General features: G+C 44.5%; 22 protein-coding genes. 9 read left to right on the top strand and 13 right to left on the bottom strand.

Features of this window, described 5'->3' with window-relative positions; translation table 11 throughout:
- The first annotated feature begins 95 nt into the window (after nucleotides 1–95).
- Nucleotides 96–434, top strand: coding sequence for a hypothetical protein (locus FM038_RS22070; protein WP_142873821.1), 339 nt, complete (start codon nucleotides 96–98; stop codon nucleotides 432–434).
- 632 nt (nucleotides 435–1,066) lie between these two features.
- Here the strand turns inward: FM038_RS22070 and FM038_RS22065 are convergent.
- The 12 genes from FM038_RS22065 to FM038_RS22010 all read right to left on the bottom strand — a co-directional run bounded on the left by FM038_RS22065 (nucleotide 1,067) and on the right by FM038_RS22010 (nucleotide 12,939).
- Nucleotides 1,067–1,417, bottom strand: coding sequence for a hypothetical protein (locus FM038_RS22065; protein ID WP_142873822.1), 351 nt, complete (start codon nucleotides 1,415–1,417; stop codon nucleotides 1,067–1,069).
- A 447-nt stretch (nucleotides 1,418–1,864) separates the two neighbouring features.
- The gene (locus FM038_RS22060; protein ID WP_142874001.1) at nucleotides 1,865–2,539 is read right to left on the bottom strand and encodes a NapC/NirT family cytochrome c; all 675 of its coding nucleotides are present in this window, start codon (nucleotides 2,537–2,539) and stop codon (nucleotides 1,865–1,867) included.
- The gene (locus FM038_RS22055; RefSeq protein WP_185965830.1) at nucleotides 2,523–3,119 is read right to left on the bottom strand and encodes a bacteriohemerythrin; all 597 of its coding nucleotides are present in this window, start codon (nucleotides 3,117–3,119) and stop codon (nucleotides 2,523–2,525) included. The genes FM038_RS22060 and FM038_RS22055 overlap by 17 nt, the downstream gene beginning before the upstream one ends.
- A 23-nt stretch (nucleotides 3,120–3,142) precedes the next feature.
- Nucleotides 3,143–3,856, bottom strand: a complete 714-nt coding sequence (locus tag FM038_RS22050) for a 4Fe-4S dicluster domain-containing protein (RefSeq protein ID WP_142873824.1) — start codon at nucleotides 3,854–3,856, stop codon at nucleotides 3,143–3,145.
- 3 nt (nucleotides 3,857–3,859) lie between these two features.
- The gene (locus tag FM038_RS22045) at nucleotides 3,860–5,401 is read right to left on the bottom strand and encodes a 4Fe-4S binding protein (protein WP_142873825.1); all 1,542 of its coding nucleotides are present in this window, start codon (nucleotides 5,399–5,401) and stop codon (nucleotides 3,860–3,862) included.
- Nucleotides 5,395–6,015 carry a hypothetical protein gene (locus tag FM038_RS22040; protein ID WP_199242714.1) on the bottom strand — a complete coding sequence of 207 codons (621 nt, stop codon included), beginning with the start codon at nucleotides 6,013–6,015 and terminating at the stop codon, nucleotides 5,395–5,397. Before FM038_RS22040 ends, FM038_RS22045 begins: the two co-directional genes overlap by 7 nt.
- A 57-nt stretch (nucleotides 6,016–6,072) precedes the next feature.
- The gene (locus FM038_RS22035) at nucleotides 6,073–7,134 is read right to left on the bottom strand and encodes a 4Fe-4S binding protein (protein WP_142874002.1); all 1,062 of its coding nucleotides are present in this window, start codon (nucleotides 7,132–7,134) and stop codon (nucleotides 6,073–6,075) included.
- Nucleotides 7,134–7,739: a 4Fe-4S dicluster domain-containing protein gene (locus tag FM038_RS22030; RefSeq protein WP_199242712.1), complete on the bottom strand. Its 606-nt coding sequence runs from the start codon at nucleotides 7,737–7,739 to the stop codon at nucleotides 7,134–7,136. The genes FM038_RS22035 and FM038_RS22030 overlap by 1 nt, the downstream gene beginning before the upstream one ends.
- 85 nt (nucleotides 7,740–7,824) lie before the next feature.
- A complete protein-coding gene (locus tag FM038_RS22025; RefSeq protein WP_142873826.1) occupies nucleotides 7,825–10,542 on the bottom strand; it encodes a molybdopterin-dependent oxidoreductase in 2,718 nt (905 codons plus the stop codon).
- A gap of 10 nt (nucleotides 10,543–10,552) precedes the next feature.
- Nucleotides 10,553–11,203, bottom strand: coding sequence for a c-type cytochrome (locus tag FM038_RS22020; RefSeq protein WP_195873144.1), 651 nt, complete (start codon nucleotides 11,201–11,203; stop codon nucleotides 10,553–10,555).
- Nucleotides 11,204–11,556: 353 nt separating this feature from the next.
- Entirely contained in the window at nucleotides 11,557–12,288 is a 732-nt protein-coding gene (locus tag FM038_RS22015) for a DUF2182 domain-containing protein (RefSeq protein WP_199242711.1), read from the bottom strand.
- A gap of 21 nt (nucleotides 12,289–12,309) precedes the next feature.
- A complete protein-coding gene (locus tag FM038_RS22010; protein WP_142873827.1) occupies nucleotides 12,310–12,939 on the bottom strand; it encodes a DUF1326 domain-containing protein in 630 nt (209 codons plus the stop codon).
- A 227-nt stretch (nucleotides 12,940–13,166) separates the two neighbouring features.
- On the opposite strand from FM038_RS22010, the gene FM038_RS22005 reads away from it, so the two are divergent.
- The gene (locus tag FM038_RS22005; protein WP_142873828.1) at nucleotides 13,167–14,384 is read left to right on the top strand and encodes a cation:proton antiporter; all 1,218 of its coding nucleotides are present in this window, start codon (nucleotides 13,167–13,169) and stop codon (nucleotides 14,382–14,384) included.
- 99 nt (nucleotides 14,385–14,483) lie between these two features.
- Here FM038_RS22005 and FM038_RS22000 read toward each other — a convergent pair whose 3' ends face one another.
- Nucleotides 14,484–15,656, bottom strand: coding sequence for an MFS transporter (locus FM038_RS22000; protein ID WP_142873829.1), 1,173 nt, complete (start codon nucleotides 15,654–15,656; stop codon nucleotides 14,484–14,486).
- A gap of 470 nt (nucleotides 15,657–16,126) precedes the next feature.
- Here FM038_RS22000 and FM038_RS21995 point away from each other — a divergent pair, with 470 nt between their 5' ends.
- The 7 genes from FM038_RS21995 (at nucleotide 16,127) to FM038_RS21965 (ending at nucleotide 24,924) form a co-directional block, all read left to right on the top strand.
- Entirely contained in the window at nucleotides 16,127–16,873 is a 747-nt protein-coding gene (locus FM038_RS21995; RefSeq protein ID WP_142873830.1) for a response regulator transcription factor, read from the top strand.
- A gap of 3 nt (nucleotides 16,874–16,876) precedes the next feature.
- Nucleotides 16,877–17,551 (top strand): response regulator transcription factor, encoded by a 675-nt coding sequence (locus tag FM038_RS21990; RefSeq protein ID WP_142873831.1) that lies wholly within the window; start codon nucleotides 16,877–16,879, stop codon nucleotides 17,549–17,551.
- On the top strand, nucleotides 17,541–18,752 hold the full coding sequence (locus FM038_RS21985; RefSeq protein ID WP_142873832.1) for a sensor histidine kinase: 1,212 nt from the start codon (nucleotides 17,541–17,543) through the stop codon (nucleotides 18,750–18,752). Before FM038_RS21990 ends, FM038_RS21985 begins: the two co-directional genes overlap by 11 nt.
- Nucleotides 18,753–19,128: 376 nt before the next feature.
- Nucleotides 19,129–19,875: an outer membrane protein OmpK gene (locus FM038_RS21980; protein ID WP_142873833.1), complete on the top strand. Its 747-nt coding sequence runs from the start codon at nucleotides 19,129–19,131 to the stop codon at nucleotides 19,873–19,875.
- Nucleotides 19,876–19,904: 29 nt separating this feature from the next.
- A complete protein-coding gene (locus FM038_RS21975; protein ID WP_142873834.1) occupies nucleotides 19,905–21,659 on the top strand; it encodes a flavocytochrome c in 1,755 nt (584 codons plus the stop codon).
- 98 nt (nucleotides 21,660–21,757) lie between these two features.
- A complete protein-coding gene (locus tag FM038_RS21970) occupies nucleotides 21,758–22,765 on the top strand; it encodes an FAD:protein FMN transferase (protein ID WP_142873835.1) in 1,008 nt (335 codons plus the stop codon).
- Nucleotides 22,766–23,028: 263 nt separating this feature from the next.
- On the top strand, nucleotides 23,029–24,924 hold the full coding sequence (locus FM038_RS21965; RefSeq protein ID WP_142874005.1) for a methyl-accepting chemotaxis protein: 1,896 nt from the start codon (nucleotides 23,029–23,031) through the stop codon (nucleotides 24,922–24,924).
- Nucleotides 24,925–25,556: the final 632 nt, after the last annotated feature.

Below are 25,556 nucleotides of genomic sequence, written 5' to 3'. Positions count from 1 at the left end.
ACCAATGCACCATCCTCACTTCCTCTACCAAGAGTGTTATTGACGCTGGAATACTACAGGGGTAAAATTATGGCCTTCTAATTTTGAGGTTAACCATGCGACTCAAGCAAATCATAAGCGTTGAAATGGCTAATACCACCGATATATTATCAGTGTCATTTGGTAAGGAAATTGAAGTCGTCAGCAATGATGGTTCCAGAGTGGCAGACTACTGGCGGGAAGTCGCTTATCTAGTATTACTCGATGGTAAAGCCGTGGATGATGGTCATACAAGAGCTAATGCGAATGAAGTCGCGAAAAAATGGCAAATAGACGATGATTTGCGAGTAACAGGACTTGGCACACACTCAAACAAGCGTTACTGGCAATTACCTATTAAGCTGCAGCGACAGATTATAAAATTTGGCAGTGTGTCACCTTCACTCGCGCCTTAAGAAGGTTAAAGGATCGCACCTCAGTTTCTCTCAAGATACTCAAGAACATATAGTTGAAAGCCCCGATACCTCACGTTATCGGGGCTTTTTTGTTTGTGTTGGAACGACTAGAGAAAAGGGTCGTAGCTAATTGAGTTAGGCGGTTTAATTTAATCTTGAGCTTTACCTCCGCGTTCTCCGTGGTAAGAATGCTTGTTTCTTGGTAAAGCATCAAATCTAAAGCTATTCACCACGGAGTACACGAAGGGCACGAAGAAAGACAAGAGCTCAAGCCTTTGTGTATAAAGAGGTCGTAGCTAATTGAATTAATGGCTCGGCGGTTTAATTTAATCTTGAGGTTCTCCCTTCGCGTTCTCCGTGTAAGCGAAGCGCTCCGTGGTAAAAGTGCTTGTTTCTTGGTAAAGCATTAAACCTAAAGCTATTCACCACGGAGGACACGAAGGGCACGAAGAAAGACAAGAGCTCTAGCCTTTGGAGATCAGCATCTTTAGCTTCGAAGTTATTAAGCCGAGTTAATCAAACTGAGTTAATCAAGTTAGCAATATAGCTTAAATAGAAGAGGGACCTTATCTTGTCAATCATCAAGTGTAGATGCGGCTGTAAGCTTTCAAAACATGGCCAAAAATGTTTTGTTATGTTGCAGGTTGACCACTGCCTTCCTGTACAGGGCTATACACCCCCCAAATAGCAAAAGGTACTAATAGTAATGACAAGACAAAAAGCCAAATTAGTAACTTCATAGACCTACTACTTTTACCTTTATTAACTTTATAAAGAACAAAAGCTGAAATTAACCCCAAAACTCCCCAGTAACGATAAGAGCCAAGTAATATTGAAGTCTGTATTGGTAACTCAGCTTCAAAAGAATCAAAGATGCTTTCGAATTGCTGAATAAAAAGAAAAGCGCCATACGCAAATAAACTAAAGTAAAGCGTTGATACCGTGGCAGCTACTATTTGGAAACTACTCTTAACTTGATTCATACTTTGCACATCCATTTGCAGCGGAGCATTTTACAAATCTATCATTTATGCCTTGCTTCAGCAAAGTTATTGAACAATAAGCCCCCTATCAGAGGGCCGCTGAAAAACGAGCACGAGAAATAGAAAATAGTGAGTTATAAATTCAGGAAGATAGTTACCCATAAAACCCAAATCGAAGAAGTAAATAACCAGGTGTAGATGCAGCTGCTAGCTTCCAAAGCATGGCCAAAAATGTTCCCTACATTTCATCAGCATTTCCTATATCTGACCCATAGGGATATGGGAAATGTCTTTAAAGCGTCTGGAACGGTTAAGATCTTGCGGGTCAGATGATTTGGCAGAGCCTACATATAACAATAACGGTACATCACCCAAGACTCACTATGATAGAAGCTAAAGTATAAAATTGAACCCCACGACCTTGAGCTGTTAGATGAAGTCTAACCCTTAAAACCCCCAGTATTCCTCCTCTATTTTTGGCATATCCTTGTGGCATTGATAGCATTGTAATTGCTGAGATTCATAATAGTTATGATCCTCATCGCTGCCACCTTTGTAGGGAGTGACACCCTCTGGAAGTTGATGAGCTATGCCCTTGTGACAATCGATACAGGTCTTATTTCGTTGTTGTGCATGCTGATGAACCAGGCCGCTACGACTCTGTTGAGCTGAAATATCCATAGCATCAAAGTTATGGCAGTTACGGCATTCCCTCGAGTTTGTCTGTTTCATACTCGCCCATACACTTTCTGCTAGCACTTTACGTTTAGCGGCAAACTTCTCTGTGGTGTCGATGGAGCCTATCAGTTTATGAAAGAGCTCTCTGGATGCATTTATTTTTCTGACCATCATGTGCTCCCACTCTTTAGGGACATGGCAATCAGGGCAGGTAGCGCGTACTCCGGTACGATTTTTATAGTGAACCGTCTGCAGGTATTCCGGATAGATGTTATCTTTCATTTCGTGGCAGCTGATGCAGAAGCTCATCTGGTTAGTCTCCTCCAGTACGGTATTGAAGGCTCCCCAATAGAGCACGCCAATAAACATGAAGAAGACAGCCACCCCAACAGTGCTGCCAAAGATTATCTTTCTGCTGAGTACTTTCCTATAGAGGCTTAGCATCATCAATCCTTGGTTTATGGAGCTCAGCATCGTTATCAAGGCTGGTGATGGTTAGGTAGGGGATATATTGTCGATCGTTGCCTTTAATATGATCCATTAACCAGGATTGTAGGAATTGGAGGATATGCTCGATCGCGACATCGGGATCGCTGCGGTACTCCTGCATATATAACTCCATCTCTTGGATCATCTGTTGATGTTGAAGCTGGTGATCCTTTAATCCTGGGTACTGATTGAGCGCCATCAGCTGCTCTTCACGGTTGAAGTGATATTTTGTGTATTGAATGACTTCATCCAATGCTAACTGTACCTTGCGAGCTGAAATATTAAATTCCGTAGCCTCTTGAAACATATTGATCAGCATGACGAGTCGCTTATGGTCATGATCAATAAGCGCTATGCCAGTCGCCATACTGTCTTGCCAAATTAGCTGTTTTCTCTTGAGTAACTTGTCATGAATAATGCCGATAGTGGCCAAGACGCTAATGACAATCCAGGGCAGTGGATGACTAAAGCCCAGCATGAAACTTAGGATGACAATGATCAGTAAAGCCATGATCAGAATGGATAGGAGAAACATGTTAATCGTCCGACTTATCATGCTCATTTTATCTGGCCAGTATCAGTAGATTGGGGACCGACGGAACTGAAATGACCCACCTCAATTGCCTTTGGCGTTGTGATACAGGCTTGTACACATTGGCCGCAACCCACACAGGTTTCCTGATTGATACTGGGCTGTTCATTGTGCCAAGTTAAGGTCTCTTCGATGGGGCAACTGCCTCTACATGCACCACACTCTGGCCCCGAATAGGGCATACATAGGCTGCTGTTAACCTTAGCTGATGCCATCGGTGGGCATTGACCTGCTGCGGGATAACCCTCAATAGTTCCTTCGTTCTCAGACGCGTTATCTGCCGGTAAACTCACGTTTTCTTGTTGTTGTACCTGTTTTGGCTGCACTGCGGGGAACGCTAGTGCCTTGTCTTTACAGGCAGTAACACAGGGCCAGTCAGTGCAGAGCTCGCAGGCTTTGTTGGGAATGTCCATCGCTGGGGTTGCTACTGCTACAGTGCCACGATGAAGTGGCAGCTCAAAAATCACTTGCTGTGGGCAAGCCTTAATACACTCTCCACAACGGCTACAGTTGAGCAGAAAATCGAGTTCATTGATGGCAAAAGGTGGACGTATCCAGCCTTTTGCATTGTGCTCGACTTTTTTCAGGGCGTGCTCGGAGCCTATATCGGCTATCTTGCTAAAGCTAGATTTGAAAAAGCTGCGGCGATCCATTAGCTGCGCCTTACTCTGATCACTCATCGGCTACATTCTCATCGTCATAGGTTGCACTAACATCCACAGGTTAAACCCAGTAACGAGTGCGGCAAATAGGATCATGGGGAGTAATGTAATGCCTTGCGCTGCAAATAAGCGGTGACCACGATGACGGATCACCTGAGCTGCGATAACAAAACCTATAGCTATAATGATTCCCTGCATGATAAACAGGGTATTTTCAGAGACCATCATCTCCATATGACGCATATGCTTATCCATCATGCTCAATGGCTCTGCCCCTATTCCTAACGGGTTTGCCACTAGAGATAACCAGTCACTGCTTTCACGGACAAAGTGGGTGAGGTTATGGGCAATATGATAGCTAAATGCCAGTGGAAGAGAGACAAAGGCAAAACCAGAAAATAGCTTGTTAAAGCTTAGCTTGGTCATCCCATTTTCGAGGTTTCTCTTCAGTAAGCCCTGGGTTAAACCGATACAGAGGCAATAGATCCAAATAGGCAGAATTACGGTGACGGCTAAGCCTATAGAGAAGCTGATAATCAGTTGACCACTGTCATTAATCAGTTGCGCCATTTCGCTTAAGTACACCTCCCAGTAGTCAAGCATAGTTAAGCCATGAAACAGAGTAAGAGAGAGTAAAATTAGCAGGAAAAATGCCTCATCCATGTGAGGTTTAGCCTCTTTTATCGCTTCGCTACTTGGTGATCTTAATTGCCAGCTGACATTGCTTGAGGGACAGCTTTGGGTGCAGTTACCACATGAGGTGCAGTAGGTGTTCTCCTGCAATCGCCCTATGATTAGCTTAGTCGGGCAGGGGGCAATTTTGTCACTGCCATGGAAACACTCTAAGGTTTTACAGTTACGGCAGATCTCACTATCAATCGGTCTAAGGGCGATTGGGGCGAGTTGCGAATAGGCGCCAACGGTTCTTCCTACCGGGCACATGTAGCGGCAGAAAGCTTTGTCTTCAAACAGTGCTAGCGTGGTGGTGGCTAAGATAAGCATCAAGAGTGCCAGCATGGCGGTGGCGTAGGGGCTGGCAACAATGCCAACACCAAGCTCTAGCCAGGTAAAGCCGATAAATAACAGGCTTGCAGGCCAGACGCTGCGTAACATTGTTGGGACTTTTAGCTGCAATCGACTGTGTGAGTTTGAGCGGCGCCAGATACTGTGATTGACTAGCCAGCTGGCAATATTGTCCCAGGGACAGAGTGCACACCAGGCCGAGCCGCTAAACACGATCGCGATAATAATTCCCGTCCACCATAAGTTCCAAGTCAGTGTGGTGGCTAAATTGCGCTCAACAATCGGTGTGCCCCATAAACCTGCGGTGATGACGGTGATAAAGAGTGCAGCAAAGGCAATCTTTAACAGTAAAAGAGGCCAGGTATACTTAGTCAGGAAGCGAAACAGGCCACCAATAAGCGGTAATTTAGCTAAGGAAATGCTGCGGCTAGCGCTAGTTATTGGTGCTTTGACAGCCATGGTTAACAGAGCCAATAACAGCATCATAATGCCGATAGCATAAGCCCAATAGAGAGGGAGTCCTGGGTGGGTCATTACCATGCTGTGTTCCCCTGTTGAATTTTTGTGCGAGCTATCCGCTTACGTTGCACAATATTGATCATCAGTAGTAGAAAGAAGATAAAGCCCACTGCTGCACCAATAGGGCCGACAGGGCTTGCAGCCCCCACTTGCAGGGGGAAATCTATTTCATAGGGCTCACCATTATCTTCAAAGTAAGCACGAATGATGTAACTGCCGCGACTCTTAAACAGAAAACCTTGGCGATATACACCATCATCAATATTCTGTTGGCCTATCACCTCTGGTTTTGCGCCGTCGCCGATGCCTATGCTCTCACCCCAAAAGGTATCGTCACGCACGGTGAAGGTGATGGTTTGATTGAGCATCTCACCATTATCTATCCGTGTGGCGTATATATTGACTCGACCTGGCTCGTTGGGTTTAGGGAAAGCGGGAAATACCATATAGGTGACAAAATACTCGCCTATCTGAGTTTCAATCGCCATGCTGGGCGGTGTGTTAGAGTCCTCATTGAGACTATATGAGGGACGACCTAATACATGGTGCGCTTGGGTTAATGAGCTAAAAAGTGCCAGAGCACACAGTAGCAGTCCCGATAATATTACTGTTTTTTTGCTTGTTATTTTTATCATCTATTACTACTCACTAATTTTAATCATTCGCTAGGATGACAATCACTAAGTTGACCCTTACTCACTGATATTTTTTATTGGAATCGCTAGGTTATGGTCCATATTCTGCTGGCGATACAGCCTGCTTTGATGACCCGGCCCTTGGTTGGGAGTGTCTGACATTGACAGGGTCAGGCTCATCGCGCTCTTAGGGCAAACTGAGATACAGGCGGTGCAATTGTTGCACTCGGCGCCAAAATTGTCCCGCATAGGATCTAAGCCAAACTCACACACCGCATTGCACTTGTTACAGTCATTACAGGGCTCAACTAAGCGCTTCACTCTGACTATTCTGTAACGTCCAAGTAGTGAGTAGAGTGCGCCTCCTGGGCAAAGGTAACGACAGATCCCACGGCGACTGACAAAGGTGTCAAACAGTAGCGTAAGGATGAAAAACAGGGTGCCGGCGCCGAAGCCTGATAAAGCGATAGAGAAATATAGTTCTCGACCCAGTACGGCTGGTGGATAGATGCTGGCGAAGGCGAGAGTGCCTGTGTATGCCGATATTCCTATGCCCAGAGCCAGTACTAGGTATTTAATGCTCTTGTGAAAACGTCTGTTGTTATTGATACCAAAACGGCTGAGGTAGATTGATAAGTTGGAGTTGAGTTCATAGATAAAGGTCGCTGGACAGATCCAGCCACAGAAAAAGCGTCCAAATATCAGGGTGGCTAATAGTGGGATAAGTGCGGTGAGTAACAAGGGCCAATAGATCTTGAGGCTTGCAGCAATCTGCCCGACCACGGCTAAGGGATCGGTGAGCTTGACGCCAAATAGCTGCCCCGACCAAGTCGTCCCTTTAATGGCATCGAGATCATGTTCAGGCTCATCGACAAACGGGGATGAGATAAACTCCATGGTGTCATAAAGCAAGGTTTGTGATGGCGACAGGTGGTTATATCCCTGTGCAGCAGCGTAGTGCTGATAGATACTGAGCAGCGGGATCAAGATCAGCATTAAAAATACTACAGAGAGTGAAAACCAGCGCAACTTATTGAGGTGTTTCCACAGTGGAAATGGTTTGCTGTCTGATATCGGTTTGTCTTTGGTTAGACTCGCTTGGGTAAACTCCTTATCCATCATGAGCTCCTAAGTTGATCTATGGTGTGGCTGGGGATGATCTTCACTGCTTGTGGGATCTGAATGCAGCTACTCTCACAGAGTCCGCAACCTACGCAGGCATCGAGGATCTCAGGTTGCTCCATAAAGCCCACGATGATCGCCTTATCTTGCAGAGGACAGGCGCGGTAACAGACGCCGCAAGATTTACCCTGCCAAGAGAGACAAAGCTGTTTATCGACACGGGCTATACCCATGTTGACCTGTTCGATTATTGGGGTGAGTTCGCGTTTAACAGGCTTGATAGCTCCGCTTGGGCAGACATCACCACACTTCATGCACAAGATGCAGGCTTTCTCTCTGGGGCTGATATAGGGGGTGCCATGGGATGCAATGCCATTTTCACTGCCGAAGAATTTAATACAGTTATTGGGGCAGATCTCGGCGCACTGATTACAGCGTATACACTGGCTGATAAAATCATCTTCAGACAGCGACCCTGGTGGGCGAACGTATCTTTGAGTGAACTGCTTAACCTTGAAAGCTGCGTTAGCCATAGAGGTTTTAAGGCTGAGTCCAACTGCGGTAAGTACGCTTAGTTGTTTAATAAAATGACGTCTATTCAAGTTACTACCATTTTACCTAAAAGTGGTTAAAAGAGAGGGTTAGCACTTAAGCTTTCGCTCAAGTGCTAACTCTTGGGTCTACTGGCTAGATCTTCTCTATCCTTGCTGCTTGTTTCTTAAAATCAACTTGACCAGAAACAGGATCAAAACAGCGGTTGGTTATACCATTCGCTAGCCACTTGTTTTTCTTCGGATCTGCACTGTCAGCAACAGAGAGGTTCCATGGGCCAAACATATAGCCTCTAGGCACACTGTTACGTGCAGGTTTAACGATACTGTCCGTGCCGCCAACCTGAGCACGAGCCTCGAGTGAACCTCGGCGTGTGACAACACGAACCCACTCGCCATCTTTAATGCCGAGATCTTTGGCATCTTCGCTATGCATCTCCACATACATCTCAGGCACTAGACGTCGTGTGGTGGGGCTACGATTAGACTTAGCCGTATGGAAGTGCTCATAAACAACACCTAGACCCATCCAATAAGGAAATTTATCTTTCGGTACATCTTTCCATGGAATACCTCTAAACTCTTCATCAGGTAAGTCAGGCGTTAGCGCCATATCACGCGCTTTGATAATTAAATCCATATTATCAATTACGTAGTGATCTTTCTTACCTCCAACAGCACCAAACTCCATCAACTGCTTGGTGATCTCTTTACGCTGACTATAGTCCTGCTTACACAGCTTCATGTTGACCTTGCCATCTTTGGTACGGAAGTAGCCGTATGGACGATTCTCCCACTGACCCTCCTGCATCATGTAACGGCGCTTAGTGCCGCCATTTTTAGCTGAGTCATAGTTAGGCGCTGGCCATTGAATTCCGCGCAGAGTTTTAAGCTGCTCATAGGGGCTGATGCCATCGAGTTTTTCACGCTCTAAGATCCCGGTAAGATCGGCATCGGTGCCAACCGATGCACGGCAGACATCTCTAAATACCTCTTCGGCGTCATACTCACCATCTTCACCCCGCTTGTAGGGGAAGATAGCGTCGCCATCCATACCCAGCAGATCAGCGATCTCCTTACCCTTATCGATAACCATATCCATATCTGGACGACAGCCCTTAGGACCTTGTGCCGCCTTTTCGGTGATATTGATTCGACGCTCCGAGCTGATGTAGACCCCGTTAACTTCACCCCAAGTACAGGCTGGGAATATCACATCGGCGTAGAGATTATTCGGCGCATGGCGATAGATCTCCTGCACCACGTTGAAAGTTTTCAACAGTGCTGGACGGACCAAGTTGTATTGATCTGGGAGATCGATATGGGTGGCATAAACCAGGAACATCGCCTTAAGGTCATCCTTAAGTGCACGCTCCATCATACCCACGGCAAAACCAGGGTTAGGCGAGTTGGCGGCTGTATCGAGATTCTTCTCTGGGATGCGCCACATCTTGGCCATATGTTTACGGTGCTTAAGATTGCTTAGCCCTTCGTTAAATGGCAGGCGACCGGTTAGGCCACCAGTGAAACGCTCACCCATAGCATTGGGCTGACCCGTCATTGAGAAGGGGCCACAACCAGGTTTAGCGAGGTTGCCGGTTAAGGTGAGTAGGTTGATGATTGAGATAACATTGTGCTGACCGTGGATATGTTGGTTATAGCCAATGCCCCACATGATGATCACGCCACCTGTGCCTTTACCGTCTTGCTTACCCTTACCACGCGCTAAGCGCTTGCGAGTCGCGTCGGCAAACATCTGCGCCACTTGGCGGATCTTCTCTGGGCTTACATCGTGATTAACGCCGCCCATTCTGTCTTGAACTTGCTCTGGGCTGTAGTCATTCTGCACCCCTTCGACATATTCCTCCCAGCCACTAACATGCGCCTTGAGAAAATCCCAATCGATCACATCTTCATGCTCTTTAAGCAGTACATGGGCAATCGAGTTTAGGAAGCTGATATCACCATTCAAAATTGGCACATGAACATGATTCTTGCTGTTGATATCCTCATAGCCCTTGCTGGTACCAGTTTCGCGTGGGTCGACTACGACTGTGGGGATATCATTTTTCTTCTTATAGTCAGCGATACGCCAGAAGATAATAGGGTGTGACTCACGAGCATTATGACCAAAATGCATCACCATATCGGACATCTCGATATCATCATATGCCAGCGGCGGTGTATCAGAGCCTAAGGTGGCAAAGTAGCCCGTTACTGCTGAGGTCATACACATGCGTGCGTTGGCTTCTATGGTATTTGAGCCCAAAACGCCCTTCATAAAGAGGTTCTCTAGGTACTGCCCCTCCATGGTGAGCTGGCCAGAACCATAGAGTGAGATGGAGTTACCGGTATACTTCTTGGCAAAGTGAGCGACTTTACGCGCCACCATGTCTGAGGCGTCATGATAAGGCACGCGGACAAAGTGCTCTTCGTCGAATGAGCCTTTGGTGCTACTGATATATTCGATATTACCGTGGTTCGGTTTTTGCCACTCTGCCCAGACATCCTTACGGACATAAGGGTCGCCCTCCATACGGTCAACATACATAGGCTCTGCAGCTGTTAAACCCTTGATACACTGTAGACCGTAGTTAGTCGGGTGATCTTTATCGGGACGCATTGAGACAATCTTGCCATCTTCGGCCTGAATAATCGTACCGCAACCGACACCGCAATAGGGGCATTGGGCTAATGCTGTGGTTCTTTTCTTAGGTGCTGCAGTTGCGGGTGCGGCTTCAAGTTCTGGGTTACTGGCGACAAATAATCCGCCACCTGCTGCAGTTGTTGCAATAAACCCACTACCCTTCAGGAAATTTCGGCGTGATACATTGTTTTCCTTACTTCGTTTCATCTCAAATTCCTTACTTATTTAGGGTGCGCAGATAGGTGATAATGTCTTCAATTTCTTGCTCATCGAGATTGGCCAGTCCAGCAGAGCCGTAGAAGGGCAACATGCGGGTATTGGAGCGACCATACTTGATGGTTTCACGGATAAAGCCATCGCTCGCCTTACTGAGGAAGCCTGCTTTACCAATGGCGGTGCCCGATGATCCCGCTAAATAACCGTCTCCTTGAGGGCCGTGACAGGTAGAGCAGATATCGTGATACCAAAGCTCCCCTTTACGCGCATCGCCCTGTGCTGAACGCTGCTTATCGACTTCGGCTGAGCGATGGGGCAAGGTTTCATGGCTTCTGAGGTAAGCCACTATCGCGACAATTTTCTCTTTGCCAAGGTGAGCATAAGGACCCATCGCGGTACCAATACGGCCATCTCTGATGGTGGAGGCTAAATATTTATCCGATGCAATGGCCAACAATTCAGGGTTGGAGAGCGAGGGGGCAAAGCCTGTTTTTCCTATGGCATCAGCTTGATGGCAAAAGACACAGTTTTGGTTGTATAGCATCTCACCTTGAGTGATGAGCGCTTTTTCGTCTGCACTGGCATATGTACTAGATGCTAAATAGAACAATATGGTGACAAACAAAGAAGGTAGTTTTCTAACTCTTGTCATGAAACACTCCGTTTAACGTTCCTTTGTGTATTAACTCAATGGTTTTGTTGATTATTAACAACATCGTGTCTACAAAAATGATTAAGTAGTTTTTCTGGAAAAAACGGCTTAATGCACTCTTTAATTAACTGTTAATAATTTGTTGCTGAATTTGTAGGCTATACACGCACTGTTAGTGTGTCTATCAATTTTAAAGCGGTTATTGAGGAACTTTAGCTTGCGTTGATATGGATCAAAATTATTGGCTAAATGAGACCTGGGTCAACAAAATTCTATTCAATTAGTAGTAGAGGTTTTAACGCGTTAAATGAGAAAGGAAAGGAAAGTGAATCGCTTATCTTGGCTAATTATGGTTAAAACTGTATCAACATAGATAGGATGATAAGTACTACACCTAAACACTTGCCGAAAAGCGCGCCCTTAGGTGCGAGTTTTTCGATAAGCACAGCGAGCGTTAACATGGCTATCCAGAATAGGTCCATCACGCCTAGCACAAACAGCAGGGCCATTAATACCCAGCAACAGCCCAAACAGTATTGACCATGGCAGAAGCCCAGTTTGATGGCGTTAAATCTGCCTTCTCGCCATTCTTTGGTGATAAGGCTAAGGGGAGAACGGCAGTTTCTCAAACAGCTCTGTTTTATCGGCAGCCATTGGTAGATGCCAGCTAAAAATAACAACAGGCTAGTAAACCAGAACTGGCCACTTTTCATCATAGGTGTGAGGATTGAGAGAGTATGTAACCAGTACTGCACCCCTGTGATAGCCAAGCTATAAAGTACCCAGGCCAGCAGATAACCTGAAATAAAGTAATAGGTAGAGCTATAGGGGGCTTGACGTTTTTTTCGATTGTCGTTAATTCGCTGGACTAACATGATTGTTGGTAGGGCCGATGGCAACATCATTCCTGCCATCATAATGCTCCACATAACAAATAACCTGACAAGATCTATGCTGCTCCATACGGTGATGGGCTGCATGTTCATCGACATAAGTTCAATCATGTAAAACCAGCACAGGCCTATTAAGGTGAGAATACTGATAAGTAGACCTGCTCTGTTATAACTGATGAGTTTTCTTTCCATTTTTGTTGTCTTTAACAGAGTCTAGCCATGGTTGCTCCAATCGACTTCGGCCTTAGCTGCGAAGCGTCCCACATGCTCAAATGAGAGAGCGTCATGTGTCAGACTCATTGCATTGGTAGTGCCTATGATGCCTTCGTTCCAGAAGAAACCGCCATCGGGGAAAGTGATCCTTACCTGCTTGTCATTACCCGTCATAGGATCGATGAGTGGAGTGTGCTGGACGGTCATGACATTCTCTATGGCAAACCCTGCTCTGTTGTCATCGGTATCCATAGAGATCGAATGAATTTGAGGCCCAACAAAGGTGGAAAAGGTACCAGCTAAAGCTTCGAATGGCATGCCACCCGCCGAGCCAGAGAAGATGGTGACGATAGCGCCAACTTGTTCAGTTGAGGCCGCTGAATCGATAAAGAGTATGGCTGTGCCGTTGCCCTCATGGATAGCCTTAGGCCAAGAGGCTGCCATGACGATTTTCATTCCGGTGAGATCTATTTGATTGAGTTGACCCGACTTTACATAAAAACCGATCATCGCCTGACAGCCACCAGTATCGCTGTCGGGGAAACCTGCAAATTGACAGCCGCAACCATGGCTACAGTTACAGCACTCAATTTGATGCATAGATAATGCCCACTTTTGTTCATCCGACATCCTTCTCTCCTAAAGAATAAAGCCTGATATTGAGTATAGTTCAGAGAAAGCTACGCGCCTTCGTTCCCGTTAGCTTGCTATTGGTTTGAGTCTTATCGAAGGGATTACGATGATGCCGATGGGTATAAATGATTAATTACATGCTAATTAATTTGAGATTTGTTAGTTTATTGAGCGAGTGCTGCAATAGGCACGCTTTGACTTAGTTTACATTTTCAAGGATGAACATGGACGAACATATCGTTATTTTAATTATCGCACTGGTGATACTGGTCTACGGCTATATCTCTAAGGCGCTGTCTCGGCTGAATATCTCCGGCCCTATGGTGTTTACTGGTTTTGGCCTCTTGTTATCTCCCTTTGGTTTCAATATTACTCAAGTGGAGGTCAATGCCGAGTTTGTGACGATTATCGTCGAGATAGCTTTGGTACTGGTGCTATTTTCTGATGCTGCCTTGCTCGATCTCAAGTTACTAAAACAGTCGTGGAAGATCCCTGCAAGACTGCTCTTTATCGGCCTGCCCATCACCATACTTGCCGGCACCTATGTGGCGACATTGATCTTTCCTGATGAGCCAATGACCTATTTGATCTTATTGGCATTATTACTGACACCTACAGATGCAGCGCTCGGTAAAGCGGTGGTGACAGATCCTAAGGTACCGAAAAAGATCCGCTCCAGTATCAATGTTGAGAGTGGCTTGAATGATGGCATCGTCTTCCCCATCGTATTGACTGTGGTTGCCATGATAGTTAGTGGGTTAACCGAGACTCAAGATAATGGCTGGATGGCTTATGTGGTCGAACAGATAGTGTTTGGTGCCTTGGTGGGTGGAGCGATTGGCTATGTGGGCACTAAGCTCACTGTTCTGGCGGTTAATAAAAGTTGGATGGAGTCTAACTATCAAAATCTTATTCCAATTGCCTTGGCTATATTGTCATTTTATTTATCTGAATCTCTGGCCGGAAATGGTTTTATCGCCGCCTTCTTTGCCGGGCTTTATGCCGGTAATACCTGCGAGAAGACGCGGCAGCATATTGAAGATTTTGCCGAGACTGAGGGGGAGTTGTTTGTGTTAGTGAGCTTCTTCCTATTTGGTCTCGCCTTCGTGCCCATGACTTTGGCTCATATCAGTGTCGAAGTTGTGCTATTTGCTTTTCTCAGTCTGACAGTACTACGAATGCTACCGGTGATGATAAGTCTGATAGGCGCAAAATTAGACCTGGCAACGATGGCATTCATCGCTTGGTTTGGCCCTAGAGGCATAGCTTCTATCTTGTATGTGTTGATTGTGGCTCACGAGATGGGATCGATACAGGGATTTGAGACCATTTATGCTGTAGTGACAGTGACGGTATTGATGAGTATTTTTGCTCATGGATTAACTGCGCAGCCTTTGGCCAGTTTATATGCGAAACGACATCGTGATAATAAGATCAAATAGCAAGTAAAGCATCTCTATACTGAGTTTCAGGAATATGCAGCAACAAAAAAAGCGCTGATAGTTCAGCGCTTTTTACTTTTCCCCCCTAGTCAAAGGAGGTTATAAACCCGCTACCGGTTTATGCCCTGATTCTAGTTTCTCTATGCTCTTAATAAGCATATAAAAACACGTTGTCAGCATGATAGCGCCAAGGTAATAGAGTATGCCATTACTGCTCTGGGTCAGCTTGGTTGCCAAAAGCGGCCCGAGCACCGAACCAATACTATAGCTAAATAGCATGATCTCAGTGGCTGACACTATTTTAGCCATTGGCAGTGCATCACAAGCCAGCGTGATTGCAATCGGGTACAGTGCGAAGCTTGCTGCACCCAACATGAGGTAACTCATTCCCAGTACCAACAGTGATTGAGATCCCAACACGCCTACAACGGCAAATGTGCCTAGCAGACTAAACATTGCCATGAGTAAGCTCTTGCTCACTCTTGTGGACAGGTAACTCACCAGAGGCTGTACTAACATGCCGCCCAGTACAATAGAAGCCATTAACATCCCAGTGTACTGGGCTTGCATGGCTTGAGTCGAAATATACAGGGGCATGAGTCCATAAATCGGCCCTAGTAGTAACCCCGAAATTAAGCAGCCTATAATGGCTGGTCGACTTAATTTTTTAATGTCTCTTATCTTCATCTTCTCCTGCGCTCTACTTTCTGGCTGACCAGCTTTAATCAGCAGAGGTGGCAGTATGGCGAACATCAGTAAGCCAATGACATAAAAGTATGGTGTCACGCCGTCGGTACCTAATGGTCCTATCGCCAATTGCCCCAGTGCACTACCACCATAGAGTGAGGTCATATACAGACCTAATCGTTTCGCTCTAGCTTTAGCGCTATCAGCCATCAAGAGCCAAGATTCAACAACCACAAATACCCCTGCTACCGCCATTCCCGCGATAAAACGAGCCCCTAGCCAAACAGCTTCGATGGGCAGCAATAGCATGGTAATGATGCTGGCAATCAAGAGACAGAGGAAGACAACAAAAGCGACTCTGTGTCCAATTTTGCTTACGACTCTCTCGATGCTGGTGGCGCCAACGAGCAAGCCTAAATAGAAGATGCTTGCAAGCCAAGGAACTAAAGAATTATCCAGCCCAAACGAAGTTAAGGACAGTGGGATCAGACTCATTAAGAAGCCTGAGGCTACAGCAAAAAATGACAGTCCCAGAACAGGAACTAAGGTGCTATTTTTGGAATCATGAACGGCGGTAGTATCCACCTTTATCTCCTAGTGAACAGTTTAATTTTTTGGTTAAACGATTGAATCTGGAGGCGGATTTTAGAACTTTTTCTATTGAAGTAAAGCGGAATTATGAGTTGAAATATTAATTAGCGTTAATGTCATTATTTGGCTTGAATATCAGGTGCTTACAATGTGTTCCGCAGTGGTGTTAGTCATTTAAGATACTCAAGGAAGAGAGTGGCAGTGCAATGAGTCTTATTTGGGGGTGTCGATATTAATAACTGTTGATAATATATTTAGCAGTCTTAATTACTAAAGTTGAGCCTTACACTAGTCAAGTGTATCTGACTCTTCGTCAAAGTTTCGTCAAAAAGTGCCACTAGATTAAAATAATTTGTCATTTTGTTAACTGCTTGGAATATTTTGTTTTTCAAAGTTTATCAATGTAGCGTTTTTGAGTATGGTGAGCGACAAAGATAGAAGGCAGATGAAAGGCTCGTTGACGCATGCAAAATATAGAAAGCGATGGTTTAGCAGAATTTGTCATTTCTCCTTTAATATTGCAGTCAATAAAGTCAGTTATAGCATCGCACGGTTTTGGTGGATTTTGGTTTCAGGGTATCCCAAATCGGGCGTATCAAGATTACTTGCTCAACAGTAAGAAAAGCATCCTGACGAGACGCATGTTATATAGCTCAGGTGGGGTATTTAGCTCGTCACATACCGCCCAAAAAATACAACGCCATTACATAGACCAAGTCGCACCTAGAGATATCAATTTTGGTTTAGCCTTGAAATTAGAACAGCCCTATTACTATCAGTTATCTGAACGTGGGCAGGTCAACAAAGCGAATAAGCTGTTTAGCTCTTACGGCATAAAAACGGTGCTAAGTTATCCTGTACGCCACTATGCATCAGAGGCTTGGTGCGGACGTTTTACCTTGTTGTCTAAAGAGAGAGAGCTCAATTTCGATCTTGTTGATCTTGATACCTCACTCAAGCAGCTCCAGACAGTGTTATTTGAACATTATCATCAGGAATTAAACCCCTATCGCCAAGTTAGCCTCTTTAATCAAACAGCAATCAAAGCGCTAAAAATGGTAGCAAAAGGATTACAGAACTCTGAGATATCGGAGGAGCTTCACATAACTATTCGTGGAGTGGAATATCATCTAGAGTCTATGAGAAATAAGCTGTCGGCAAGTAACCGTGCGAACTTGGTTCATATTGCGCATCAGCTGGAGATTATATAAAGCATGTTGGTATTACTCGTTGAAGATAACCATTTACTGGCAAAAAATATTATTCATTACCTCGAGCTCATCGATATCGAATGTGATTATGCTGGCTCGTTAGCACAGGCGGAGAGCCAAGTGTATAGTCGCCCCTTTGATGCCATCATTCTCGATCTGAACTTACCAGATGGTGATGGGCTTGAAGCCTGTAAGCGATGGAAAGATCAGCGCGTGATTGCGCCAGTGATCATGCTTACTGCTCGCAGTGGATTACAAGATAAGTTATCAGGCTTTGAAGTCGGTGCGGATGACTATTTAATTAAACCATTTGCGATGCCGGAACTTGTCGCTAGATTGAGAGTGGTTGCTGAGCGTAGACCTGCACCTAAATTGCTAAAAGTAGGTGAGCTTGAGTTTGATTTTGCGGGTCATAGTGTGCATCGTTTAGGTCAGGAGTTAGCGTTATCTAGAACAGGATGGCAGATATTATCTTTGCTCGCTAGGCGAAGTCCTGAAACCGTTGAACGCGAAGAGATTGAGCGCATACTATGGCCAGATAGCTTACCTGATAGCGACAGCTTAAGAAGTCACATGCACCTCTTGAGGAAAGTCGTTGATAAGCCCTTTAAGCATCAATATCTTCATACCATAAGAGGTGTTGGTTTATGTTTAAAGGCTGGTGTTAATGAAACATAAGATGAGCTTAAAGCGTGTCTACCAATGTTATGGCGTGGTGTTCTTAGCGGTCACTTTACTGATGAACATATTTATTCCGCTATGTATGATGTGTACAGGCATGTTTAGTATGCATAGCATCACCATGAAAAGTGCGGCCCAGGCGGCAGAGCAGTATTTGGTGGATACGGGCAACCTCTACCAAACAGACAATATTAAAATATATACAGATTGGAACAGCGCTCCTGAGCAAGTTAAATCGATTACTCAAGGCATTCAACCGACAGCGATAAATGAAGTTGAATATCATCACCACAATGGTCAGTTCATCGATGCATTGATGGTATATCAGCAGCGTTCCGGTGAGAATTTATATGTCTGGCTAAACTACAATGCGACTCATGATCTAGAATTTGCGCCTAAGAATATGGCGGCCATCGCCTTATTGATCACTATGACCTTTGGCGTGGTAGCTAGCCTTGCCTTATATATGCAAAGTCGAGTGATCTCTCCTGTGCATCAGATCAGTCGCGCGATTAAACAGCATGACTGGCAAAAAATGCAAAGTCTTAATTTTCCTCAACAATGCTATGCAGAGTTGCAATCGATAGTCGACGCCCTGGATATCTCGATTAAACAGCTGAAAGAAGCGCAGCAAAGAGAGTTATCTTTTTTGCGTTTTGCTAGCCATGAACTGCGTACGCCTATAGCAATATGTCAATCGTCTTTCGATATTCTAACCCTTCAACATGGTCAACTTGAAGGGCCGGTTTTGCATGCTAGTCTGGCGACGCGTCAGATGAAGTCTATTACAGAAACCTTATTGTGGTTAATGAGCTCTGAGTGTACATCTATGCATCACAGTACAGTGAAGCTGGCAGATTTACTCAGTCAGGTTGTCAGTGATCAACAAGCCGCCAAAGGGAATTACTTGCCGATAGAGCTAATTTGTGATGACACAGAGATTACGGTGCAGAAAGAGCCACTCACCATTATTTTGAACAATTTAGTGCGTAATAGCTTAGAACATGGAGCCCAAGGCATAAGGATAGTGCAATCAAGTCATACTATTGAAATTGTGAATTCGATGTCACCACACAATAGTAGTGGTTTTGGATTAGGGTTAATGCTTGTAGAGCGCTTAGCTCAGCAGTTAGGTTGGACATATCACTCAGCCAGATTGGATAACCAGTTTAGGGCAACATTAAAAATTAACTCTTAGACTAGATTACTGTTCTTCTTTCTATATCTTTAATTAAAAAAGAAGTTGATATAAATATCAGCTTCTTTTTTAACTTCTATTTATAACTACCTTTCTAGATGTCTACTTTCTTACTTTCTTTTATATTTGTTCTGTCGTTATATTATTTGACGTAACTTTCACGTTTTTATTTTTTGTGTGTTTTTGGTTTGACGTAACTTTCACATTGAAAATTAACTATTTTTAGCTGTTTTCAGTACTTTTAATTGTTTTTGATGTTTTTACTTCCTTAAACCACAGTGTTTACTAAATACTGAACAGATGGAGAGGCCGCTCACAAAGTATATTACTCGCTCCTTTAATCTGTTACTAAATAATATGATTAAGGAATTGTTATATGAAGAAGCAAATTTTAACTGCACTCTCTATTTTTCTGGTCGCACCTGCTATCTCTGCAACCTCAGTTGATGTTGGATATAAAGCTTATACCTCAGACACTAAGGATGATAATGGCGGCGCTTACGATCAACCTTTCGTTAAATTAACTCATTTCAATAAAGCGGATTGGGGAACGCTGCTTGCGTATATTAAATTAGAAAACCCTGGAGAGATAAATGATGCCCAGAATGATAAGGATGGCAAGCTAACTGTTAAATCTTTAATTATTGTCGATAAGCAGATCTCTGATTCTAAATATAATTATTGGATGCAAAACTTTCTGGTCTCTAACCGAACCGTGATGGAGGACAACCTATATTTGGGTGTAACCACCAATCGTAAGTATGGCGGTCTCTTTCTTAATGCGGGCGTGGGTGTCAATTACTCAGCCGCAAGCTTAGCGCCAACCGGAGCACATTTCGATGGGATCAGTGGCTATGCCGCGGTGATCAATGCCCGCTACCCTTTCTCAGCGATGGGGCTCAAGCACTCTCTATCTGTTAACTATGAAGGGCAATTTGATCGTGATGAGGAGCATATGAGTACCTTAGGTTACGCCAGTTATGGTCATCAAATTATCACGACGTTGAAGACAAGTATGACCGAGTCTTTCTATACCAAATTACATATGACACATTTCGACAGCTGGGGCGCAACGCCTAATGATGGCATCGAATATGGCGTTGCGGTTGGCTTTAGCTTCTAGTATCAGATTGATCAAATAGGAATAACACAGTGATTAAAAAAACAATACTCGCCAGTGCCATTGTGGCATTGGTTATGGGCTGCTCAGTAAAAGAGAGCGATCAGTTAACTAAGACTGAAGGTTCGGCATTCGGTAAGCATGGAGAAATACTGGTTCAGACCGAGACTAAAAATGGTCAGTTGCTTGATATCAGTATTCTTAAGCAGAACGAAAATAAGGTATTGGCCGCATCGGTATTTACCGAAATGAAAGATGCGATGATTGCCAATAACAGTACCCAAGTTGATGGGATCAGTGGCGCTACAGTTACAAGTAGTGCATTTAAAGAAGCTGTTGAAAGCTCTTTGGCAGCCGCAGGTGTCACCTTGATAGCAGGCTTGGCCAAGAGTAATGATAAGCCACAATTGCTGATTGATAGTGAACAGAACTTCGATGTGGTGATCATCGGCTCAGGTGGCGCGGGTTTCAGTGCGGCGATAACGGCAAAAAATGCCGGTGCTAGTGTGGTGATTATCGAGAAGATGCCAACGGTTGGTGGTAACAGTTTGATCACTGGTGGTCAGATGAACGTGCCGGGTAACTGGGTTCAGAAGAAGATGGGCATCGAAGACAGTATCGAACTGTTTGTTAAAGATACCCTTAAAGGTGGCGACTATCTGGGTAGCCCTGAGATGGTACAGATTTTGGCCGAGCAGGCTCTTCCTGCAGCGCTGTGGCTTAGAGATTATATCAAGGTCGACTTTTACCAAGATCAATTGTTTCAATTTGGCGGTCACAGCGTTAAGCGTGCCTTGATCCCTCGTAACCATACAGGCGCCGAATGGATCAGCAAGTTTATGGCTAAAACCGATGAGCTGCAGATCCCGATCCATACTCGTACTACAGCCACTGCGTTGATTAAAGATCAGAACGGACGCGTCATCGGTGTTGAAGCAGAAAAGAATGGCCAGGTGATCACATATTACGCCAAGCGTGGCGTGATCATGGCTACTGGCGGTTTTGGTGCAAACGTTGAAATGCGTACTAAATATGTACCAGAGCTGGATAACCGTTATGGCACCACCAATGCTCGCGGAATTATGGGTGACGGTATCGTGATGGCTGAGAAGCTTAATGCTGGCACGCATAACATGGAGTCTATTCAGACTTACCCTATCTGTCATATCGATACTGGGGTGATCTCTTTGATCGCCGATTCACGTTTTTTTGGCGCAATCGTTGTCAACAAAGAGGGTAACCGATTTGTTGAAGAGCTGGAACGTCGTGATGTGATCAGTCGTGCAATCTTAGCCCAGACTGAGCAGCAAGCTTATGTTCTATGGGGCGGCGAGATTGAGGATATTGCCGGTGTTGTCGGTGTTCATAAAGATGAGTTTGGTGAGCTAAACCGTAAGGGCATGATGTTTAAGGCTGATTCAATCGAAGAGCTTGCGGGCAAGTTTGGTATCGATGAAAAGGCACTGATGGCTCAGGTTGGCCGTGTTAATCAGTTTGCAACAGCGGGTGATGATAAAGAGTTTAACCATCGTGGTGGGCTCAAGACTATTATGAAGCCTCCTTTCTATATGCTGGTTGCTAAGCCATCAGTTCATCACACTATGGGTGGCTTGGTCACCGATACTCACACTCGTGTGCTAGATACCCAAGGTAAAGTTATAGCAGGCTTGTTTGCTGCAGGTGAAGTTACCGGTATGACTCATGGTTCTAACCGCTTAGGTGGCAATGCCATTACCGATATTACTGTGTTTGGCCGTATCGCAGGTAAAGAAGCGGCAGCACAATAATCGATAGTATTTGCTTAAAAATAAAATGCCGTTCACTGAGGTGAACGGCATTTTCTCATCAAAGATACAGCTTTTTGAACTGGAATATTAGGCCTTATATGAAACTCCTGACGATAAGCTGGTTAGTCCCTTTTCTGTTTATGTCTCAGGCATGGGCGCATATCAATATCGAGCAGATAACCGGTAATACAATGGGAACAACTTACACCATACAGTTGCGCCTACAAGATAGCTCAGCGACGAAGCAGGAGATAAAGGCGTTAGTGGAGCAGGAGCTAGAGAGGGTTAATCAATCTCTCTCGGTTTATCGTGCGGATTCTGAGATATCAATGTTCAACTTAACTGTTGTAGGTTCTCCTACCTCAGTATCAGAGAGACTTTGGGATGTACTCAAAATATCTAGGAGTGTCTCTGCGCAAACTGATGGTGCGCTAGATGTGACTTTAGGGCCAGTCATTGAGTTCTGGGGCTTTGGTGTTAAGCATAGAAACCTGCAACATAAGGACCGTGGTCAATTAGAGTTAGCCCGCTCAAAAACAGGTATGGATGGCTTTACCTTAGACTCGGGAATGGTGACGAAAGTAATAAGAGGCCTAGAGATCAATCCCTCTGCAGTGGCAAAAGGCTATGGTGTGGATCGTGTCGCCAAGGTTCTTGATGATGCGGGTGTGGTTAATTATTTGGTCGAGATTGGCGGAGAGCTGCGAACTCGTGGAGTTGGTGTCAGGGGCAGAGATTGGATAGTTGCCGTGACTCGTCCACAGAAATTCAGTCTGGAGGTACAGCAACTGCTCACCCTTAAAGATATGTCGATGGCGACGTCGGGTAGCTATGTCAATTATATCGAGAGCGATGACAAGACCTTGAGTCATATTATTGATCCGTCAACGGGAATGCCGGTCGGCAACAAAGTTGTATCGGCGACAGTACTGCACCAGCAATGCGCAGTAGCCGATGGTTTTGCAACTGCCATGATGATCTTGAGTGCGGAGCGAACGATGCAGTTAGCCAATGAACTAGGGCTAGCAGTGATGTTAATCGAGCAGACTGACAGTGGTATTAGCACTCATTTCAGTGACAGTATCTCCCCCTATTTATTTAAATGACAGTTATCTATACGAGATCACTAGCGAAAGAACATTTACGAGAATAGTAGGTAGCCATGGAGTTTGATAAATCATTACGCACCATTGTTATCCTAAGTGCTCTGGTATTGCTGTTATGCAGTCTGACTCTGGCTGTATTGATGACTAGCCCATACCAATGTTGAGATCATTTGTATGTCATGGTTAATTCACTTTTTATTATTTTGCACACTAGCTCTGTGCATGTTTGATTATATTTTTACTGATAGGGAAATTCTGAATTGTTGGATTTTAAAAAAGCATTAATATCATCTTCAGTTATATTACTGACTATTAGCTTATTAGTTTCTAATTGGCTTTCATATATCTATATCAGAGATACCACGATTCAGAGTGTTAATGAGAAAAGCTTAGCCTTAGTCGATTATGAATCAAATAAACTTAGCACTTGGTTTGATAATCAAGTGTTAGCGGTCGATTCTATCGTTAGTAATTACAAGAATGGCATGATTGATAAAGATTTTGCTCTTGTTGCTAGGCTGGCTCAGAGCGGCAGTCATTTGACCAATATATGTTTAGGGTTTGAATCCGGTATCGCCTACTCCTCGACCAGTGATCATGGTTGGACAAACGGGATGAGCCCCGCCGATTATGACCCTCGTGTACGTCCCTGGTATCAACAAGGGCGGAGTACAAACGGATTAGATATTACTGATATTTATATCGACAAATATACAGGCGAGCAAGGTGTATCGATCGTCAGTAATCTGGGAGACGGTGCTATTTTTGGTAGCATAGAGCTCTCAATGTTAGATGCCACCGTTACAGATATTAATTTTCCAGGTGCTTTCGCAGTAATAGCGGATGGTTTCGGAAATATCATGGCATCCAGCTCAGGAGATTATAGGCTTGATGATAGCTTTTCTGACATAGGTTTGCGTGATGTCGAAAGGCGGATGTTAGCGAATATTGAAACGCAGCAAGAGTACAGATTTAACGGTGTAGATAAATTGGCTTTTACTAAGGCGATAGACTTGGTCAATGGCAAACGTTGGTATCTGTTCATTGGCGTGGATAAAGCGGTGGCTTACGCAGGAGTAGATACAGCCCTGAAGAATGCAATTATGCTTTCACTGGTTATGCTGCTGATATCAGTTTTGGCCTCTCTTGGAATATTAAGAATCTTATATCGGCCTATTCTTGAGCTCAAGGAGATGGTTAGTGCTCTATCTACGGGGAATGGCGATCTCACTCGTAGGTTAACCGTCGGTAGTAACGATGATCTAGGGCAAATATCAGCAGGAATAAACCGTTTCATTGCCAGCTTGCAGGCGATGATGCTGGAGATAAAGGGGTCAGCAAATAATATCTCTCACAGTGCCGAGCGCTTGAGGGCGCAGACAGATTCAAACGCTGAAATATTAAATGCTCACACCCAGGAAACTGAGCAGGTAGTGACAGCGATCGAGGAGATGAGTGCGACCGCAAATGATGTCGCTAACAATGCCTCGGAAACGGCGCTGTTTACCCAAAATACTCACTCTCAAGCGACTAAGTCTAAAGTGGTTGTCGCTCAGGCCGAAGAGACTGTCGCCCAGTTAGCGTTGGAGGTCGACAAGACCGCTGCCGATATTGCCGCAATCGATAAAGATACGTTAGATATAACCAATGTACTTAAAGTTATCGGAGATATTGCCGATCAAACTAATCTTTTGGCGTTAAACGCGGCCATCGAGGCTGCGCGTGCAGGAGAGCAAGGAAGGGGTTTTGCCGTCGTTGCCGATGAAGTAAGAGCTTTAGCAGCCCGAACTCAGACAAGTACGGCCGAAATTGAGTGTACATTGGCTAAGTTGCGTCGCGGAGCTGATGCGGCCATGTTAGCCATGCAAGCGACAAAAGATACCTGTCAAAAAACAAGCCAAGCTACACATCTGGTTGCCGAGGATCTTGGGGTGATTAGTGATTCAGTTGAGCAGATCACCGAGTTGAATACTCAGATCGCGACAGCTGCCGAAGAGCAGAATGCAGTGTCTGCGGAGATCACCCGTAATATATCTTCGATGAGTGAGATGGTTGCCGAGCTATCTGTGAATGGAGAAAAAACGGTCAATGAAACAATCGAATTGACTGCAGCACAGCGCCAGTTAAATACCTTAGTCGAACAGTTTAAACTAAAGTAACACCCACTAATGAGTACTGGAGGAACAGAGCTTCAAAGCTAAAAAATTGTAGCATATCGAGCCTTAGTAATAAGGCTCTTAAAGTCGATACTTATCTGCCTATCTCTTACGCTAACACCATAGTCTAGACACTTTTCGCCTAGCTCCCTTTAGGTGGTGATCTTTTCTAATTTCCCCCACTTCGATGTTACTCATAAGGCTGACCCGTATACATAATTAGTAATCAGTATATTTGGTAGGTGTCAAAAAAATGCTCCAAATTAATTTTAGTGATTTTACATAATATTAAGTTAGCAATAAATTTTAGTTGTAAATGCACTTAGTCGTTTATTGGTCTGCATATTCCCTCATGGAAAAACATTTCTTTTAAAGATTAGATTTATAGGTAAAAAAATTCACTTGTTCGTGACCCTGATATTTTTTTAATGTAGTAAATCCTTATCGAGTATTTTATTTTATGATGTGTAAGTTGTTGTTATTGGTGCCTTAATTTTGGCGAGAGTCAAAAAGTTGTAAACGACCATACCTGTCAAGTTTATGGCAGTTAATAATTATTCATATTCGTAGTAAATATTGTTTTTACTTGATTGGGTAAGAAGATATAGAAAGTTTATATATCTTGGTGAGTAACA

It is taken from the genome of Shewanella eurypsychrophilus (genome assembly GCF_007004545.3).
GTDB classification, from domain to species: Bacteria; Pseudomonadota; Gammaproteobacteria; order Enterobacterales; family Shewanellaceae; genus Shewanella; species Shewanella eurypsychrophilus.
The sequence above is the reverse complement of the archived record's forward strand: the minus strand, read 5'-3'. Positions and strand labels throughout refer to the sequence as shown.